This is a genomic window from Pseudoxanthomonas sp., from assembly GCF_002863005.1.
Classification (GTDB): Bacteria; Pseudomonadota; Gammaproteobacteria; order Xanthomonadales; family Xanthomonadaceae; genus Pseudoxanthomonas_A.
On sequence record NZ_PKDG01000014.1, the window covers coordinates 109,229 to 126,269 of the forward strand.

Consider the following 17,041-nt stretch of genomic DNA (forward strand, 5'->3'; position numbering starts at 1 on the left):
GGTCGCCGGCGCTGCCCTCGTCGTGCGATGGATCGCGCCGGCATCGTGGGGCGTGTCCCGTGCCGTCTCACGTCCTGCACGCCGACCCGGCTACGATTCGCCCATGCAGTTGAAAGACAAGCTCGCGATCCTCGCCGATGCGGCCAAGTACGACGCATCGTGCGCGTCCAGTGGCGCCGGCAAGCGGCATTCGCTGGGCAAGGGCGGCATCGGCAGCACCGAAGGCATGGGCATCTGCCACTCGTACACGCCGGACGGGCGTTGTGTCTCGCTGCTGAAGATCCTGCTGACCAACTTCTGCATCTACGACTGCGCCTACTGCGTCAACCGCGTGTCCAGCAACGTGCCGCGGGCGCGATTCGCCACCGCGGAGGTGGTCCGGCTGACACTGGAGTTCTACAAGCGCAACTACATCGAGGGCCTGTTCCTTTCCAGCGGCATCATCCGCAACGGCGACTACACGATGGAGCAGATGGTGGAAGTCGCCCGCAGCCTGCGCGAGGACCACCGCTTCGCCGGCTACATCCACCTGAAGACCATTCCCGAAGCGTCGCCGGAACTGCTGGCCGCCGCCGGGCGTTACGCCGACCGCCTGAGCATCAATGTCGAGCTGCCGACCGAGGCCGGCCTGAAGCAGCTCGCGCCGCAGAAAGAGGCGCAGGGCATCCGCGATGCGATGGGCGAACTGCACTGGCGCATCCAGGCCGCGAAGCCCAGCAGGCAGGAAGCGCAGCCGAAGCGGAAACGTCCGCCGAAATTCGCCCCTGCGGGGCAGAGCACGCAGATGATCGTGGGCGCCGACGCGGCGGACGACCGCGCCATCCTGGTCAGCAGCGATGCCCTGTACCGCCAGTTCCGCATGCGCCGCGTGTACTACTCCGCCTTCAGTCCCATCCCGGATGCGTCCACGCAGCTGCCGCTGCGTGCGCCGCCGCTGTTGCGCGAACACCGCCTCTACCAGGCCGACTGGCTGCTGCGGTTCTATGGATTCGACGTCGAGGAGATCGTCGATGGCAGTGGACCGCAGGACGGCATGCTCGACCTGGAGATCGATCCCAAGCTGGCGTGGGCGCTGCGGCATCCGGACCGTTTCCCCGTCGACCTGAACACCGCGCCACGCGAGATGCTGTTGCGCGTGCCGGGGCTGGGCGCGCGCAACGTTCAGCGCATCATCGATTCGCGGCAGCAGGGCAGGCTGCGCGTTGCCGATCTTGCCCGCCTGCGCGCGCCGTTGCAGAAGGTCCTGCCGTTCATCGTGCTGCTGGACCACCACCCGCGGCAACGCCTGGACGATCCCGTCCGGCTGCGGCGCGAACTGGCTCCGGCGCCACGCCAGGCCGATCTGTTCGGCTGACGCGCGCGATGTTCCGCGCCACGGTGACACCTGCCTGGGATCTCGACGCGTGGCGCGTGCAGGCACGCCACGCCTGGGAAGCCGCGCTGCCCCCGGAGGACGTGGAATGGCAGGCCGATGCGCAGGGCGAATTGCTGGCGGCCACCCCGGTGGCGGATCAGCCCGGCCGGCGTAAGGGCCTGTCGGTGCCTGCCGACTTCATGGCATTCGCAGCCTCGGTGCTCTGCCATCGCGATGCCGGCCGGCATGCGCTGCTGTACCGCTTGTTGTGGCGCATCGGCAACGGCGAGCGGGCGCTGCTCGACCGCGCCACCGATGCCGACGTGCATCGCGCGATGCGGTGGGCGCAGGCGGTGCGTCGCGACACGCACAAGATGAAGGCCTTCGTCCGCTTCCGGCAGGTGGACGGCGAAGACAATGCCTATATCGCGTGGTTCGAGCCCGACCATTTCATCGTCGACCGCGTCGCCCCGTTCTTCATGCGCCGCTTCGCCGGCATGCGGTGGGCCATCCTCACGCCCTACCGCAGCGTGCAGTGGGATGGCTCGCAGCTGTGGGCGGGCGAGGGCGCGCAACGCAGCGACGCGCCGGCCGACGATGCCGAGGACACGCTGTGGCGTACGTACTACGCCAACATCTTCAATCCCGCCCGGCTCAACACGCGGATGATGCGGCAGGAAATGCCGCAGAAGTACTGGAAGCACCTGCCGGAGGCGCACCTGCTGCCCGACCTGGTGCGAGAGGCCGGCCGGCGCGTGCGCGAGATGGGCGAACGTGAAGCGCAGGCGCCGCGCCGTCGGATTCCGTCACGCGTGCGCCCGCCTCGGGACTAGGCATCACGGCTGGCGCGGGAACGACCGCCAGGATGGGTCGAGCGTTGCCCACGCCGGCGCCGAATCGGTCCAGATGACCGTGTCGGGCGTGATGCCGGCGGGCTCGTCGAGCGTGCCGACGCGGATCACCATGCGTTCGGCATTTGCCGTGGCCTCGCTGAACACCTGCGTGCCACAGGCCGGGCAGAACGAGCGACGCATCGCATTGCCGCTGTCCGCCACGCTGTTCCAGCCACGCAGTTCGCCCTGCACGGTGACCGCGGCGCGCGGCACGATCAGGTTCACCGCTGCGTTGCCGCAGGCCCAGTACTGGCAGTCGCGGCACCAGCACAACCGCACGGCGATCGGTTCCGCATCCAGCACGTAGCGCACGGCGCCGCAGCGGCATCCACCTGTCCGGACCATCTTCCACCTCCCTCAGGGAGCAACAAGGTAGCGTCCCGCGTGCGTGAGCGGAAGCCGCACTCCGGTGAGGACGGTGCCAAGCGGCGCTGTGCGAGCCGACGCACGCGGACGACGGTACCCTGCCGACCGTCTGCGGACGGATGGCCTCCCGTGCACCGCCCTTGTCCGGTCGATACGTGTCGCGGCAATCCCGTTGCGAAGGCGGGCCCTTGCATGAAGCATGGCGGGCGTAGTCCGGCGTGGTTCCGCTCGCGAGGCGCCGCAGGTCACGAACCGCGCCACGGCGTCGCGACGCGTGCGACCCGGCTTGTGTAAGGTCCATGCATGGGAACCCCTACAGGAGTCGTGATGTCCGGCATGCCTTCGCTTTCGATCGGTCTCGTCCTCGCGTTGTCCTGCGCGATGCCGCCTGCCGCCGCCGCGGATTCTCCGCGCCCTGCCTACGCCTGGGCCACCACCGAGGTGTTCGACGTTTCGCGCGTGCCGGCCTACGAAGGTCGCCATGATGCCGTCCACGCGCGCATCGATGCGGACCTCGCGGCGCATGTCGCGCACCTGCAGCGATGGGTGAGGCAGCGATCCATCAGCGCACAGGACGATGGCATCGATGCGATGGCGAGCCTGGTCGCCGACGATCTTCGCGCGCTGGGCTTCAGTGAAGTGCGACGTGTCGAGACACCCGGGCATCCGGGCGTGCTGGGCTACTACGATGCCGGTGCCGAAAAGACGCTTGTCGTCTACATGATGTACGACGTGCAGCCGGTCGAGGACAACTGGCAGATCGACGATCCCTTTGCCGGCTCGCTGGTCGAGAACGAGCACGGCACGGTGCTGATGGCACGCGGTGCCACCAACCAGAAGGGGCCGCAACGCGCGTTCCTGAATGCGTTGGACGCCATGATCAAGACGACGGGCACGCTGCCGGTGAACCTGTACGTGGTCGCCGAAGGCGAAGAAGAGCTGGGTTCGCCGAACTTCGGCAAGGTCATCGAGCCGTGGGTGGATCGACTGCGCAAGGCCGACGGAGCGTTCTTCCCGATGAACATCCAGCGCCCCGATGGCTCCGTATCGCTGAACCTGGGCGTCAAGGGCATCGTGTATTTCGAGCTGGAATCGAAGGGCGGCGCGTGGGGCGGACCGGCGCGGTCGGAAGTGCATGGTTCGGTGAAATCCCTCGTGGATTCGCCCACGCTGCGGCTGGTGCAGGCCATCGCGTCCATGACCACGCCGGACGGCAACACCATCACCATCCCCGGTTACTACGCGCCCGTGACGCCGCCGACCCTGGAGCAGCAGCGCCTGATCAACGCGCTGGCGACCGGTGCCGACGACGCCGCGCAGCAACGCAGCCTGGGCGTCTCGCGCTGGATCGATGGACTGACCGGACGCGATGCGATCGTGCGCAACCTGTTCGAGCCGACGCTCAATGTGGACGGCCTGTGGAGCGGTTACACCGGTACGGGCATCAAGACGATCCTGCCGCATGTCGCCACCGCCAAGATGGACTCGCGATTGCCGCCCGGCCTGGAGCCGGACGACGCGTACCGGATGATCCGTGCACACCTGGACGCCCAGGGCTTCAGCGACATCGCGCTGCGCCCGATGTCCGGCTATCCCGCCGCCTCGACGTCGGTCGAGGCGCCGCTCGTGCGATCCATGCTGGGCGTACTGAACAAGTACGGCGCCACGACGCGTGTCTCGCCCTGGCTCGCGGGCAGCGCGCCGTTCCACCAGTTCACGCGCACGCTGGACCTGCCTTTCGTGTTCGGTGGGCTGGGCTACGGCACCGGTGCGCACGGGCCGAACGAATTCATGCTGATCCACCCGGCCGCCGGCGTGAAGGCGGCAGGACTGGCCGACATCGAGAAGTCCTACGTCGACATCCTGCACGCCCTGGCGGAGACGCGCTGAGCCCGCGTGCCGGCCGTCCCGCGGCCCCGTTTGCCTAGGCGCGCAGTTCCACGATGGGCGTGAAGCCGCCGAAGACCATCCGCTGGCCGTCGAACGGCATCGGCGGATTGTCCTTGTTGGAGGGATCCATGCGCGGGTCTTCCATCATCTTCTGCATGCCGGCGTCGCGGGTCGCCTTGTCGGGCCATTCGATCCACGAGAACGCAACCGTTTCGCCATCCTTCGCCTGCACCGCACGATGGAAATCCGTCTGCTTGCCGTGCGGCACGTCGTCACCCCAGCCTTCGACGATGCGGCTGGCGCCGTACCCCATGAAGATCGTGTCGAAAGTGGTCGCATACTCGGTAAAGGCCGCCTTGCCCGACGTCGGCGCGGCCAGGATGAAGCCATCGACGTAGGACGACGGCGCACCGTCGTCGCCCAGCACCAGCGTGGGCACGAAACCCCCGAAGATCAGGCGCTTGCCGTCGAATGGCATGGGGTTGTTCTCCGGCGACATGCGTGGGTCGTCCATCATCTTCTGCATGCCGGCATCGCGCGTCGCCTTGTCCGGCCATTCGATCCACGAGAACACCACGCTCTCGTCCTCCGTCGCCTGCACCGCCTTGCGGAAATCGGTGACCTTGCCGTCCGGAACGTCGTCTCCCCAGCATTCGACCACGCGGGTGGCGCCCTGTTCGATGAAGACGGGATCGCCGAGGGTGGCGTGGTCGACGAACTTCTGCTTGTTGGCGGTCGGCACGGCGGCCACGAAACCATCGAGGTACGGCATGGAATCCTCCGGGGGATGCGGCGCCGGGATGGCGCCTTCCTGAGAGCGACGAACGGGCCAGGGCGCTTTCGACACGGCCGGCGATCACCGGGGAATCGTGGCGTGGTCGCGAGGACGTGGAGGCCTGCGCCCGCCACGCCATTCAGCGCTGCAGGCACCGGCGGTAGCGTTCGTCCACGCGCGTGGCGAACCAGGCGGTGGTGAGTTCGCGCGTGATCTTCGGGCTCTCGAGCCTGATGCCGGGGATGACGGCGCGCGGCAGCGGCTTGCCCGCGCGCGCTTCGGCCAGTGCGTAGACGCGGGCGTACAGGTCGGTGTCGCCGAAGTCGAGGCGCGTGCCGCGCTCCAGTGCCTCGCGGATGGCGCGCTCGTCCATGCGCAATGCGCCCGACAGCTGGCGCACCGCGCGCTCCGTCTGGCCGGGCCTGTCCAGTGGAGCGCCCGGATTCAGCAGATCGCCATCGAGCGACAGCGCGACTCCCGTCGCGATGCCGACGGCGCTCTGGAAGGCGGCATTGCGGCTGGCGTACCAGCCGGCGTTGTAGTCGGCGAAGCGATGCACCTTGCGCGTGTAGGGCGTGTCGTAACCCAGCAGGTGGGCGATGCCGAAATACAGCCCGCCACGTCGCGTGAAGACCTCATCGCGGATGCTGCCGTCGATCGGATAGGGGTAGCCGGCGGCCTTGGATTCGGCGAACGGAATGCCCACCTGCATCGGTCCCCCGGTCTGCACCGGGTTGTAGTCGGAGAACAGCCGCGCCCCCAGTGGCACGCTGCCGATCATGTCCTCGTAGAGGTCGCTGAGGTCGCGTTCGGTACGCACGGTGCGCAACCGCTCGGCATAGGTGCGGCCATCGGGCGAACGCAGCGCCAGCGCCGCGTCCACGACGAACCCGGGGACGTGCAACGACGCCGCGCGGCGATCTATCTCGCTGCGCGCGATCTTCGGCAGGTTCGCCACCGCGGGATTGGCCACATAGCCGGATTCCTGCTCGGTGACGGCGAGCACGGCGCAGATGTTTTCGCTGTTGGGCTCGATCCGTTGCGTCGCGAATGCGGTTTCGATGTCGGCCGCCCAGCGCTCGCGGTCGACGACCTTCGACGGCATCCGGCGCACGATCTCGCTGCGTGTGTCGGCGGCGGGACGTGTCGGCACCGGTGGCGCGGTCACGCAGCCGGCAAGCGCCAGCAAGCAGAGCAGTACCAGCGGGCGAGAGAGGGAGCGGCACGGCGAGCGCGGGATCATGCGCGCAGCATACGGAGCATGACGCGCCGATGCACGACGGCGGGCGACATGGCAGGGCGCGAAGGAAAATCGCCTCGGCTCCCCTGGTGCCGTCGTCATGGCAACAGCGCTCGAAAACCCCTCCTGGTCCTCACTGGATTCGATCCATCGCGATATTGTCCTTCGCGAGGGTGAGGTTGCCCGCTATCCCGCCGACCATGCTCCGGTTATCGGCGTCGCGTCCGCCCGCGCATCCTTGCGGCCGGCGCTCTACGCACGTGTGGAGCGCCACGATGCCGTCTACCTGCCCGGCATCGCGTCGCCCCCACCTGCGGGATGGATGCCGAGATTTCGGTCTTCTGCACGCATCCGGACTTCACGGGGCGCGGCTATGCGCGGCACACAAACGTTCCTGCGCGTCAGCCGGGACAACCCGCGCGCAATGGATCTGTCCCAACGCGTGGGTTATCGCGTGCGGTGCGACATCGGGTTCTGGTCATCGCGCCGCGGCTGACGGAATGCCTTGCGCGGCGTATGAGCCGGCCCGGCGCGCCGTCAGGGAAACAGCGCGCCGCCCAGCATCGCCAGCGTCATGCCCAGGCCGAGGAAGGCCAGGCGTTGCAGCAGGGGCAAGGGAGCAGTAGCGCGGTGCATGGGACCATCCAACCGTGTTCGACGCGAACGCGCCGTGAAACCCCTGTCCTCTTGTAACGCCGTCCGACGAGCGGGCAGGCCATGCCGCCCGACGGACGGTCGGGTGCGTCAGGCCGGGGCGCGCTGCAACCCGTCGCCACGCGCCTTGCGCAACGCCCGCACCTGCAGGGCCATGCCCGCGAGGAATACCAGCAGCGTGGCGCCCACCAGTTTCTGCAGCAACGGATCCTGCGGACCGGAGACCAGTGGTGCGCCCACCGGAACGCGCGTCAGCGTTTCGGTGAAGCCCGGGATGAAGTGGAAGTACACGGTCAACGTGAAGGCCAACGAAGCGGCCACGTGCCGCCACGAGCCCGAAGCCGCGCCCCGACCGAGCAGCACGGCTGCGCCGAGCACGACCAGCGTCAGCACGGTCAGGCCATGGGCTTCGCTCAGCTTGCCCGTGCGCATCAGGAAGAAGCTGGTGATGCAGGTGGCCACGGTGAACCAGGTGTAGGTCTTGCCGAGTGGCGTGGCGTAGCGGATGTCGTGGTAACGCAGCAGGGCGTAGAGCCCGCCGAAGAGGGAAACCAGGCTGATCGCAGTGTGGAACCAGCCGAAAGGCGTGATGCCGAGCATGGGGAACCCCTTGGTGTGCGCGGAGGGCGCAGGGCACGCTAGCACGCCACCCGCGGCACGGCCGGCGCCGTCCGTCGTCGCTGGCATGCGCTCGCGGGGCGTGCACCGTCCGGGTGCATGCGACGCATCGCCGCTGCGCCTGTCAACGCAAGCGCGCGCCAGGCGTTTCCGTCATGCCACCGGATGGGAGGACTGCATGATCGCGCGAGAAGCCTTGAGCGCCGCCAACCGCTTTGGACTGGGTGCACGCCCCGGGACGTTGAGTCGCATGGGCGATCCGCGCGCGTGGCTGCACGCGCAGCTCGCGTCGCCCGTGCGGCCGGTCGACAGCGGCTTGCCGTCGAGCACGGAGTATCTGCAACAGGAATACGACTACCTGCGGCTGCGTCGCGAGGCGCGCAGGACCTCCTCGCAGGAGAACGCGGCGATGGGCTTCCGTGAGCGCTTCGCCCAGGGCCAGCTGCGCGAACTGGGATGGCGCTATCGCCATGCGGTCGCGACGGAACAGGATTTCGTGGAGCGGCTGGTGCGTTTCTGGTCGAACCACTTCGCCGTCTCCGCGGACAAGCGCACGGCGGCGCTCCATGCCGCGCCGATGGAGCGCGAAGCCATCCGTCCGCACGCGGTGGGCGATTTCGCCGACCTGCTGCTGGCGGTCGAGCGGCACCCCGCCATGCTGCGCTACCTCGACAACGTGCGCTCGGTGGGCGAGGGGTCGCGGCAGGCGCAACGGCAACGTCGGCGCACGGAGGGTACAGGCGACGCGTCGCCGCGGCGGGCCGGCCTGAACGAGAACCTGGCGCGCGAGATCTTGGAATTGCACACGGTGGGCGTCGATGGCGGTTACTCGCAGGACGACGTGCGGGAACTCGCGCGCGCCATCACCGGCTGGAGCATCGCCACGCCGCGCGATGCCGGCGCGACGACGTCGGATGCCTTCCGCTTCCGCGCCAACGCGCACGAGGCCGGTGCGCGCGTGGTGCTGGGGCGCCGCTATCCGGCGGACGGCGAGGCCCAGGGGCGCGCCATCCTGCGCGACCTGGCGTCGCATCCGTCGACCGCGCGCCACGTGTGCGGCAAGCTGGCACGTCATTTCGTCAGCGACACGCCGCCGCCTGCGCTCGTCGAACGAATGGTCGTGGCGTGGCAGCGGCACGGCGGCGCGTTGCGTCCCGTGTACGCGGCCTTGATCGACAGCGCGGACGCCTGGTCGCCCGACGCGCGCAAGCTGAAGACGCCCGATGATTTCCTGGTATCGGCCTTGCGCAGCACAAACACGCAGCCGGGTGATAGGCCGCGTGCCCTGATGGGGCTGCTGGGCCGTCTAGGGCAGCCTGCGTTCACGCCGCGCTCGCCCGCCGGCTTTGCCGACGATGCGGCCGCATGGTCCGGTGCGGACGCGGTCTGGAAGCGTATCCAGGCGGCGCAGTCGCTCGCCGAATCCGCCACGCCGGTCGATCCCGATCCCTTGCGCATCGCAACGAGCGTGTTCGGCGACCGGCTCGATGCGGACACGGCACTGGCCGTGCGCCGCGCCGAGTCGCCGCGTGAAGGATTGGCGTTGTTGTTCGCCAGTCCCAGCTTCCAGTGGAGGACCTGACCGTGACGCTGACCCGACGCCATTTCCTCGCCGCCGCCGGTGCGGTCACCACGCTGAGCCTGTGGCCGCGCGTCGCGCAGGCAGCGGACCGCGACACGCGCTTGCTGGTGGTGTTGCTGCGGGGCGGACTGGATGGCCTGCATGCGGTGATTCCCGCCGCGGATCCGCACCTCGCGTCATTGCGGGGTGCGTGGACGATGAAGGACGCACGACGGCTGGATGCCGACTTCGCGCTGCATCCGGCGATGGACTTCACCCATGCGCTGTACGCGCGCGGCGAGTGGCTGCCGGTCGTCGCGGTGGCACCGCCCTATCGCCAGCGGTCGCATTTCGAAGCGCAGGACAATCTCGAGAACGGCGGCGGTGCGGGTGGCGGCGCGTCCACCGGCTGGCTCAACCGCTGCGTGGCGGCGATGCCCGCCTGCCGGGGGCTGTCGGTCAGTACGGTCATGCCGCTGATCCTGCGCGGCGACGCCGACGCCTCCACGTGGTCGCCGCCGCTGCAGGAGGAGGTCAATCCCATCCTGTTGCAGCGCCTGCAGGCGCTGTACGCCGCCGACCCGCGACTCGCGCAGCCGTTCGCACAGGCGGTGGAAGCGCAGGGCATGTCGTCGGGCGGCAACGTGGCGCGCCTGCCGCAGGCCATGGCGGCCGCGGCGCGATTCATGGCGACGCCGGACGGCCCGCGCATCGGTTTCGTCGAGAACACGGGCTGGGACACGCATGCGCAGCAGGTGCCGGTGCTTGCACGCAAGCTGGCCGAACTCGACCAGGGGCTGCGGGCCTTCCATGACGGCATGGCCGGCGCATGGTCGCGTACCGTCGTGATGGTGGTCACCGAGTTCGGCCGCACCGCGGCGGTCAACGGCACGGGTGGCACCGACCACGGCACCGGCACCGTCGCGATGCTGGGCGGCGGCGCCGTGGCGGGCGGACGCGTGGCGGGCGACTGGCCCGGCCTGGCGCCGTCGCAACTCAACGAGGGGCGCGACGTGCGGGCGACCACCGACCTGCGCAGCGTGTTCAAGGGCGTGGTCGGCGACCATCTGGGCGTGGCGCGCAGCGCACTCGATGCGCGCGTGTTCCCCGACAGCGCGGAGGTGCCGGCGATGGCGGGCCTGCTGCGCGGTTGAGATCAGGACGCGACTTGGCGGAGTTCGCCGCGCGCCAGTGCGGTGGCCTCGTCGACTTCCATCGGCCGGCCGAAGAAATAGCCCTGCATCTCATCGCAGCCCATCTGCTGCAAGGCCTGCATCTGTTCCGCGGTTTCCACGCCTTCGGCGATCGTGCGCAGGCCCATCTCGTGCGCCAGCACGAGGAGCGTGCGCGCGATGGCGCGGTCGGTGCTCTCGGTGGCGATGCCATCGACGAAGCTGCGGTCGATCTTGATGATGTCCAGCGGCAGGCGCTGCAGGTAGGCCATGCTCGAGTAGCCGGTGCCGAAATCGTCCAGCGCCAACCGCACGCCGAGCGCGTGCAGCGCCTGCAACATCTGCTGTGCCGCACCCATGTCCTCGACCAGCACGCTTTCGGTGAGCTCCAGCGTCAACGCATCGGCGGGCAGGGCGTGCCGGCGCAGGCAGTCGGCGATCCACGGCGCCAGCGTGGGCTGCCCCAGCTGGCTGGGCGACAGGTTGACCGCGACGCTCAACGAGCGAAGGCCCATCGCGCGCCAGCGCGCCAGCTGCTGGCAGGCCTGTTCGAGCACGAAATGACCGATGTCCTCCATCAGTCCCGCGCTTTCGGCCAACGGAATGAAGACCGACGGCGGCACGTCCCCCCACGCCGGGTGGCGCCAGCGCGCCAGCGCCTCGAAGCCGGTCAGCTGCGAGGAATCGCCCGCCACCACGGGCTGGTAGGCGAGCCGCAACTGGCCGCGGGCCACGGCTTCGCGCAGGGCGGTGACGCGGCTCAGGCGGTCGTTGGCTTCCTGCTGGGTGCTTGCCGACGGCAGGCGCACTTGGTTGCGGCCCGCGCGCTTGGCCAGGTGGCGCGCATCGTCGGCGCTGCGCAACAGCGTCTGCAGGTCGGCGCCGTGCTCGGGCGCGTGCGCCAGGCCGATGCTGGCGGTGACGGTGAAGGAAGGGTGCGTGGAGTACAGCGCGATCGGCTGGCCCACCGCACGACGGATGTCTTCCGCCAGCCGCGTGAGCTGGTCGATGTCGATGTCGGGAAAGTGCGCGAGGAATCCTTCGCCGCCGTAGCGGTGCACGCTGCCCAGGCCGTCGCAGGCGGCCGAGATGCACTGCCCCATGCGCCGCAGCACCTCGTCGCCACCGTCGTGGCCGAACGAATCGTTGACCATGCCGAACCCGTCCAGGTCGACGATCGCCAGGCCGTGGCCAGCGAGCGAAGGCGTGGCGATCTTCTCGGTGATCAGGTTGGCCTGCGCGGAGAAGCGGGGCAGCCCGGTCGCGCTGTCCATCGCGGCCGCGTCGTTGAGGCGGCGTTGCGCATCGAGGCGGCGTTCGGTTTCCAGCAGCAGCGAGCGCGCGGTTTCGGCGGCCTCCGACGAACGCCGTCGCGAGATGTCTAGCAGGAACAGCACGAACGCGATCAGCAATCCGCTGCTGAGGCCGCCCACGACCAGCGACCGCGGCAGCGTGAACGAGGTGAGCGCGGGCGGCGCCCACAACTCGAGTCGCACCTCGTGGCCGGGCAGGGCCACGTGCTCGATCGAGAGCGGCGCGCCCTGCGGCCGGCCCTGTTCCAGCGTGGGCATGCCGGCCGCGGTGGCCCGCACGGGTCGGTCGGACAGCACGGCCTTGGCGAGCGTCTTCACGAAATCGTCGAGCGAGATGTAGGCCTGCGTGCGCCGGCCGGGCGTGTCGACCGTCATCCACCAACCGCCTTCCACCGGCAGCAGATGGCCTTCATCTGCCACGGGTGCGGGCGGCGACGGGGCGACCGGCGCGTCGAAGCCAGGCCGCACCCAGCGGAATTCCTGCCCGTCGCCCACGCTGCGCACCACGCGGAATGCGACGTAGGCCTCCACCATGTCGTCGACGTACTGGTCGAAGAGCGGTTCGGCCTTGTCGGGTGACGCGGCAGCCAGCGACGCGGACAGCTGGCGCAGGGCACCGCGACGCAGTTCCATGCCGCGCAGGAAGGTCGGTGCGGCGATCGCGGTCTGCGTCTTCATCACGTTGCGCGTCATCGCATCGCGGTCGGCGGACGCCGCCACCCAGTACATGCCGCCCAGCATCAGCGCGGCCGCCATCGGCATCACGCCGAACAGGCGTTCCCGCAGCGAATTCTCCCCGGCCACCGCCAGCGCCAGCCCCAGTGCCACCAACTGGGCCGAGGCGGTGAACGAGATCTGGTAAAGCGACAGGCCCTCGCGATGGTGGGGCAGCTGGATCAGCAGGCCCAGTGTGGCCATGCCGGCCACCGACGCCATCGCGATACCCAGGCCGCGGGTGATGCCCCAGCGCGCGCTTTCCCACCGCTGCAACGACTGCGGCAGCAGGGCGACTGCCACCCAGGCCGTCAGCACGCCGTAGTCGGTATAGCCGCCGATCAGCGGCATGTCCGCGCGCTGCAGCCATCCCAGCCGGTGGAGCAGCGCGTTCGCGGGCGTCGTCACGCCGCCCAGCGTCTGCAGCAACGTCAGCAACAGCGGTACCGTGACCACGCCGAGCACGACCCAGGCCGCAGGATCTCGGTCGCGTTGGCGCAGCAGCAACGCCAGCGCCACCAGCGCGACGCACAGGGTCGAGAGCGGACGCATGGGCGGGAAGTCCACGCCCATCTTGCCGACCAGGCTGCCGGGCACATGCCAGCCGACCATCGCGAGCAGCGCGAACGCGAGCACGAACGCCACCAGCTCCGTACTGGTGTCGAGACGGCGACCGGCGTGCAGCGACGGTGTGTACACCAGCAGGAACATCGCCAGCGACGACAGCGAGAGCGACCAGCTGATCTCGGCCGTCGCACCACCCGGCTGGAACGCACCCAGCAGCGGCTGCACCGCCAGCAGCAGCAGTGCGGCGGCGAGAACCCGCATCACGAATTCCGGCCAGAAGCCGCGCCATGCGCGGGTCCACGCGATGGCGGTTGCCGCGGCCAGCACCAGGCAGGTGCCGAGCGAATGGAACTGCCACAGGTGGAGGACGAGCAGCAGCGTCAACAGACTCGCGACCGCCAGCCGCACGGGCCGCTGCGCATTGCGCCAGGTCGCGATGGCCACCAGCACGCCCACGACCGGCACGCTGTCGTCGAGCAGATGACCGTTGCCGGCGTCGACGAGCGTGAAGCCGGCGGCCAGCACCCAGGCGAGCGCAGCCGCAAAGCGCTGCGCCCACTGCACGGGCCGCCGAAGGTCCTGGTGTATCGCCAATGCTGTCCCCTGCGGAGCCGACACCCCGTCGCGATGTGATACCCAAATCACCGGCGCGCCGCAAGCACGGCCACGTCGTTCAGAGACTTGCAGCCGGATCGGGTCGCGCTGCCCGGAGAAATGCGTGTACTACGCCGCGGGGCACCGCGGCGGAGGGCGGACGCGCGCTGCCTGCCCCATGCACCGCGCGCGACCCGGGTCGACCGGCCCCGCGGAGGCGACGGCATGCACATGCGCTAGAGTCCGCGCATGTTCCCCACGGAGTGTCCGCATGCCGATCGAACTGAAGATGCTGGCCTGGTCCGTCGCGCTAGGCGTGTTCCATGTGCTGCTGGGTGCCGGACTCACCACACGCCAGCGCGGGCTGGCCTGGAATGTCGGCGCGCGCGACGCCGCCCTGCCACCGCTGCAGGGTGTCGCGGCCCGGGTGGACCGCGCGCTGCGCAACTTCCTGGAAACCTTTCCGTTCTTCGCGGCTGCCGCGCTTGCGGTGGTCTGGCTGAATCGCGGCGACGCCACCACCGCGCTGGGCGCGCAGTGCTACTTCTGGGCGCGGCTCGCTTACGTGCCGGTGTATGCGGCGGGCGTGCCCTATCTGCGCACGCTGATCTGGGCGATCTCGCTGTGGGGGCTGTTGCAGTTGCTGTGGGCGCTGCTCTGACGCCGCGCCCCCGGGATTCATGGGGCGGTCGGCAGGTACGGCGGGTTTCACCCTAGACTAGCCCGACCCACCCAGCCGGGCCCCACGCCCGGCGTCACGCCGTGATCGACCGGATGCTGTCCCGCACTTCCCGCCTCTTCGTTGTCCTGCTGCTGACTGCAAGCCTGCTCGTCGCCTGCGACCGTGCCGCCTCGGACCTCGCGCCCGATGCCATGGCCGAAGCGCCGCCTCCGGCACCCGATACGCCGGCGCAGCAGGCCGAGCGCGGCGACGGGGCCGTTTCGTCCGGTCCGGTTGTCGCTTCGCCGTCCGGGCAGCCGGAAGGGCTGCCGACCGACTGGCCGGTCGCCAAGGTAAGCTCGGGCAAGGCCTGGGTGAGCTGCCAGGCTGACTACACCACCGAGCAGGGCGATGGCGTTCCGCTGGAGTCGCTGGCCTTCTTCAGCGTGGTCGATGCGCTGTCGCCCTGCCAGAAGGGCGGCGTGTTGCGGCTGCGCTACCAGGGCAAGATCGCGGCCGATTTCACCGATCTTGTCGCGCGCGTGGCCGACATCGCCGGGCGCATGGGCATCTACAAGCGCATCCTCGATCTCGACTCGGCCGGCGGACAGGTCGAGGACGCCATCAAGGCCGGCGACGTGATCGGCGCCGGGGGCTGGACCATCTGGGTGCGCGAGGATTCGGTCTGCCATAGCGCGTGCGTCTTCGTGCTGGGCGCCGGTGACAACCGGATGATCTCCGGCAAGGTGGGCGTCCACCGCATCATCCGCATGAGCTCCACCGCCACCACGCGCGCCGAACTCAACGACGAGCTGCGTGGCGTGTACGGGCGGGTCAAGGACTATCTCGAGCGCAACGGCGCGGCGGTCGCCATCGCCGACCTGATGATGACGGTGCCCAACCGCCGCCTGCGCCTGCTGAGCAAGGACGAACTGCAGGAATACGGTCTGGACGGCACCAATGCCGCGCAGGACGACCTGGACCGCCTGCAGCTGATGCGCCGCTGCGGCGACGACTTCGTGATGCGTCGCGATGCCTTCATGCGCAGCTTCGACAGCGAGTGCAAGGCGGCCGGCAAGGACCTGGACCAGATGCAGGCGTGCGGACTCGCGCTGCGCGAGCAGTTCCAGTTCCCTGATGCCAAGTGCCCGGCGGACAGCCCGCTGTCGGAGTTCGATCGCGTCGCCGACCTTGACGTCGAAGCGATCGAAGCGGCCGATACGCCCGGTACCGCGCCCTAGCCGGACGCGACCACCCGGATTTCGACATCGCCGATCCGCACGGACTGGCCGGCGCGGATCTTGGCGGTCTTGCGCAGTTCCACCGCGCCATCCACGGTCACCGCGCCGCTGGCGACGATCGCCTTGCCCTGGCCGCCGCTGTCGGCGATGCCGGCCAGTTTCAGCAGCTGGTTGAGTTCCACGTGCTCGCGGTCCAGGTCGAAGTCGATGCGTTGCATGCGGGCAGTGTAAGCCAGGCAGCGGGTCATTCTTTCTCGAACCGGGCGATCTGCTCGAGCAGCGTGCGGCCCCGGCGGACGCCCACGCTTTCCTCCCATGTGGGGTCCGTCGATGGGCGGCGGTGGCGCTGCCAGTAAATGGCCGCGACCGTACCGAGGAAGCCGGCCATGCTGATCGAGAAACTCCATGCGATCCATGCCGGCGTGCCGGCGCCCGGATCGACCCTTCCCAGCCCGGCCAGCCCGACCACGACCAGCAGCCACATGATCCACCACGGCGCGCCGCAGACCATCGCGTTGAGCCGGTAGAAGCGCTGCAGCAGGGCGAATCGCTTCTGGATCTTCAGCACCGGCGCGGTGTAGTCCATCGTGCCGATCAGGCTCATGGTGATGAACGCCATGACCATGGTGACCACACCGAACGCGTGCAGCGCGATGCCGGTCGCGAGCAGGCCCAGTACCTCCATGTTGCGGCTCCAGCAGGCCACCCCCAGCACCAGCAGGCCGACGCCGAGCAGCGCCTGCAGGCCCTGTGCCCAGAACAGCGGGCGCACCGTGGACCGCACGCTGTCCAGCTTGCGGTCGCGCAGCAGGTGCCACTGGATGGCCTCCTGGCGTTCCAGTCGTTGACCCAGCGTCTGCCAGGCGGCTTTCAGTTCATCCGGTTCCATGCGTCGGCTCCCTTCGCGGTGATGGTCAGAGTTCGTCGCGCAGCCGCTGCTTCAGCCGGCTGATCTTGGTGGCGACATTGGTTTCGCTCAGGCCCAGCACGTCGGCCATCTCGCGGTAGCTGTGGTCTTCCAGGTAGAGCAGCAGCAATGCCCGGTCGAGCGGCGGCTGCGCCTGGATGAAGCGGTACAGCAGGTCGACCTGCTGGCGTCCCTCGTGGTCGTGCGCATGCGGATCGGCCACGTCGTGGTGGTCTTCGTTCCATGCCTCGGACGACGGCGCACGCGTGCGGCTCCGCACGCCTGAAATCGCCACGTTCAGCGCGATCCGGTACATCCAGGTGGCGAATGGGCGTTGCGGGTCATAGCCGGGCCAGGCGCGCCACAGCTGCGTCGCGATGTCCTGCATCAGTTCGTCGCGGTCGTCCGGATGCCAGGCGTACGTGCCGGCGACCTTCGCGACGATGCCCCGATGGGCCTGCAGCAGGGTCTGGAAGCCCTCGCGGGCGTCCGTGTCCGTGGTCATGGCGGGGATCGATGGC

The 17,041-nt window shown here is 69.2% G+C and carries 15 protein-coding genes and 2 pseudogenes; 8 read left to right on the top strand and 9 right to left on the bottom strand.

What is annotated here, in order from left to right:
• Positions 1-103: 103 nt before the first annotated feature.
• Together CYU89_RS04905 and CYU89_RS04910 are read left to right on the top strand one after the other, a co-directional pair.
• Positions 104-1,354 carry a putative DNA modification/repair radical SAM protein gene (locus CYU89_RS04905; RefSeq protein ID WP_296279110.1) on the top strand — a complete coding sequence of 417 codons (1,251 nt, stop codon included), beginning with the start codon at positions 104-106 and terminating at the stop codon, positions 1,352-1,354.
• 8 nt (positions 1,355-1,362) lie between these two features.
• Positions 1,363-2,184, top strand: a pseudogene (locus CYU89_RS04910) (TIGR03915 family putative DNA repair protein); the annotation flags it as partial.
• Between the two features lie 6 nt (positions 2,185-2,190).
• Here CYU89_RS04910 and CYU89_RS04915 read toward each other — a convergent pair.
• Positions 2,191-2,592 (bottom strand): GFA family protein, encoded by a 402-nt coding sequence (locus CYU89_RS04915; RefSeq protein ID WP_296279111.1) that lies wholly within the window; start codon positions 2,590-2,592, stop codon positions 2,191-2,193.
• A gap of 348 nt (positions 2,593-2,940) precedes the next feature.
• Here CYU89_RS04915 and CYU89_RS04920 point away from each other — a divergent pair, with 348 nt between their 5' ends.
• Positions 2,941-4,503 (top strand): M20/M25/M40 family metallo-hydrolase, encoded by a 1,563-nt coding sequence (locus tag CYU89_RS04920; protein ID WP_296279112.1) that lies wholly within the window; start codon positions 2,941-2,943, stop codon positions 4,501-4,503.
• Between the two features lie 34 nt (positions 4,504-4,537).
• Here CYU89_RS04920 and CYU89_RS04925 read toward each other — a convergent pair whose 3' ends face one another.
• The 3 genes and pseudogenes from CYU89_RS04925 to CYU89_RS04935 form a co-directional block, all read right to left on the bottom strand.
• Positions 4,538-4,927, bottom strand: coding sequence for a DUF1428 domain-containing protein (locus CYU89_RS04925; RefSeq protein ID WP_296279142.1), 390 nt, complete (start codon positions 4,925-4,927; stop codon positions 4,538-4,540).
• A pseudogene (locus CYU89_RS04930) lies at positions 4,922-5,275 on the bottom strand (DUF1428 domain-containing protein); the annotation flags it as partial. The gene CYU89_RS04925 and the pseudogene CYU89_RS04930, both read right to left, overlap by 6 nt.
• Before the next feature lie 142 nt (positions 5,276-5,417).
• The gene (locus tag CYU89_RS04935) at positions 5,418-6,521 is read right to left on the bottom strand and encodes a DUF1615 domain-containing protein (RefSeq protein ID WP_296279113.1); all 1,104 of its coding nucleotides are present in this window, start codon (positions 6,519-6,521) and stop codon (positions 5,418-5,420) included.
• Between the two features lie 97 nt (positions 6,522-6,618).
• Between CYU89_RS04935 and CYU89_RS04940 the strand changes: the two genes are divergently transcribed.
• Positions 6,619-7,014 (top strand): hypothetical protein, encoded by a 396-nt coding sequence (locus CYU89_RS04940; protein ID WP_296279114.1) that lies wholly within the window; start codon positions 6,619-6,621, stop codon positions 7,012-7,014.
• A gap of 248 nt (positions 7,015-7,262) precedes the next feature.
• Here CYU89_RS04940 and CYU89_RS04945 read toward each other — a convergent pair whose 3' ends face one another.
• Positions 7,263-7,772 carry a hypothetical protein gene (locus tag CYU89_RS04945; RefSeq protein ID WP_296279115.1) on the bottom strand — a complete coding sequence of 170 codons (510 nt, stop codon included), beginning with the start codon at positions 7,770-7,772 and terminating at the stop codon, positions 7,263-7,265.
• Between the two features lie 196 nt (positions 7,773-7,968).
• On the opposite strand from CYU89_RS04945, the gene CYU89_RS04950 reads away from it, so the two are divergent.
• The gene (locus CYU89_RS04950) at positions 7,969-9,372 is read left to right on the top strand and encodes a DUF1800 domain-containing protein (RefSeq protein WP_296279116.1); all 1,404 of its coding nucleotides are present in this window, start codon (positions 7,969-7,971) and stop codon (positions 9,370-9,372) included.
• Between the two features lie 2 nt (positions 9,373-9,374).
• On the top strand, positions 9,375-10,505 hold the full coding sequence (locus CYU89_RS04955; protein ID WP_296279117.1) for a DUF1501 domain-containing protein: 1,131 nt from the start codon (positions 9,375-9,377) through the stop codon (positions 10,503-10,505).
• Positions 10,506-10,507: 2 nt separating this feature from the next.
• Here the strand turns inward: CYU89_RS04955 and CYU89_RS04960 are convergent, their stop codons facing one another.
• Positions 10,508-13,681, bottom strand: a complete 3,174-nt coding sequence (locus CYU89_RS04960) for a bifunctional diguanylate cyclase/phosphodiesterase (RefSeq protein ID WP_296279118.1) — start codon at positions 13,679-13,681, stop codon at positions 10,508-10,510.
• A gap of 301 nt (positions 13,682-13,982) precedes the next feature.
• On the opposite strand from CYU89_RS04960, the gene CYU89_RS04965 reads away from it, so the two are divergent.
• Together CYU89_RS04965 and CYU89_RS04970 are read left to right on the top strand one after the other, a co-directional pair.
• A complete protein-coding gene (locus tag CYU89_RS04965; RefSeq protein ID WP_296279119.1) occupies positions 13,983-14,372 on the top strand; it encodes an MAPEG family protein in 390 nt (129 codons plus the stop codon).
• Between the two features lie 113 nt (positions 14,373-14,485).
• Positions 14,486-15,613 (top strand): hypothetical protein, encoded by a 1,128-nt coding sequence (locus CYU89_RS04970; RefSeq protein WP_296279120.1) that lies wholly within the window; start codon positions 14,486-14,488, stop codon positions 15,611-15,613.
• Here CYU89_RS04970 and CYU89_RS04975 read toward each other — a convergent pair.
• Genes CYU89_RS04975 through CYU89_RS04985 form a run of 3 tightly spaced genes read right to left on the bottom strand, consistent with a single transcriptional unit; the run spans position 15,610 to position 17,025 of the window.
• The gene (locus CYU89_RS04975) at positions 15,610-15,831 is read right to left on the bottom strand and encodes an RNA-binding S4 domain-containing protein (RefSeq protein WP_296279121.1); all 222 of its coding nucleotides are present in this window, start codon (positions 15,829-15,831) and stop codon (positions 15,610-15,612) included. The genes CYU89_RS04970 and CYU89_RS04975 overlap by 4 nt on opposite strands.
• 26 nt (positions 15,832-15,857) lie before the next feature.
• Complete coding sequence (locus CYU89_RS04980) at positions 15,858-16,502, bottom strand: hypothetical protein (protein WP_296279122.1); 645 nt, start codon at positions 16,500-16,502, stop codon at positions 15,858-15,860.
• A gap of 25 nt (positions 16,503-16,527) precedes the next feature.
• The gene (locus CYU89_RS04985) at positions 16,528-17,025 is read right to left on the bottom strand and encodes a sigma-70 family RNA polymerase sigma factor (RefSeq protein ID WP_296279123.1); all 498 of its coding nucleotides are present in this window, start codon (positions 17,023-17,025) and stop codon (positions 16,528-16,530) included.
• Positions 17,026-17,041: the final 16 nt, after the last annotated feature.

Excerpts from the sequence above, each read along its gene's own strand:
- CYU89_RS04985 (WP_296279123.1), bottom strand. The coding sequence starts at position 17,025 with ATGACCACGGACACGGACGCCCGCGAGGGCTTCCAGACCCTGCTGCAG.
- CYU89_RS04935 (WP_296279113.1), bottom strand. The coding sequence starts at position 6,521 with ATGATCCCGCGCTCGCCGTGCCGCTCCCTCTCTCGCCCGCTGGTACTG.
- CYU89_RS04980 (WP_296279122.1), bottom strand. The coding sequence starts at position 16,502 with ATGGAACCGGATGAACTGAAAGCCGCCTGGCAGACGCTGGGTCAACGA.
- CYU89_RS04915 (WP_296279111.1), bottom strand. The coding sequence starts at position 2,592 with ATGGTCCGGACAGGTGGATGCCGCTGCGGCGCCGTGCGCTACGTGCTG.
- CYU89_RS04920 (WP_296279112.1), top strand. The coding sequence starts at position 2,941 with ATGTCCGGCATGCCTTCGCTTTCGATCGGTCTCGTCCTCGCGTTGTCC.
- CYU89_RS04945 (WP_296279115.1), bottom strand. The coding sequence starts at position 7,772 with ATGCTCGGCATCACGCCTTTCGGCTGGTTCCACACTGCGATCAGCCTG.
- CYU89_RS04965 (WP_296279119.1), top strand. The coding sequence starts at position 13,983 with ATGCCGATCGAACTGAAGATGCTGGCCTGGTCCGTCGCGCTAGGCGTG.
- CYU89_RS04975 (WP_296279121.1), bottom strand. The coding sequence starts at position 15,831 with ATGCAACGCATCGACTTCGACCTGGACCGCGAGCACGTGGAACTCAAC.
- CYU89_RS04950 (WP_296279116.1), top strand. The coding sequence starts at position 7,969 with ATGATCGCGCGAGAAGCCTTGAGCGCCGCCAACCGCTTTGGACTGGGT.
- CYU89_RS04905 (WP_296279110.1), top strand. The coding sequence starts at position 104 with ATGCAGTTGAAAGACAAGCTCGCGATCCTCGCCGATGCGGCCAAGTAC.
- CYU89_RS04940 (WP_296279114.1), top strand. The coding sequence starts at position 6,619 with ATGGCAACAGCGCTCGAAAACCCCTCCTGGTCCTCACTGGATTCGATC.
- CYU89_RS04970 (WP_296279120.1), top strand. The coding sequence starts at position 14,486 with ATGCTGTCCCGCACTTCCCGCCTCTTCGTTGTCCTGCTGCTGACTGCA.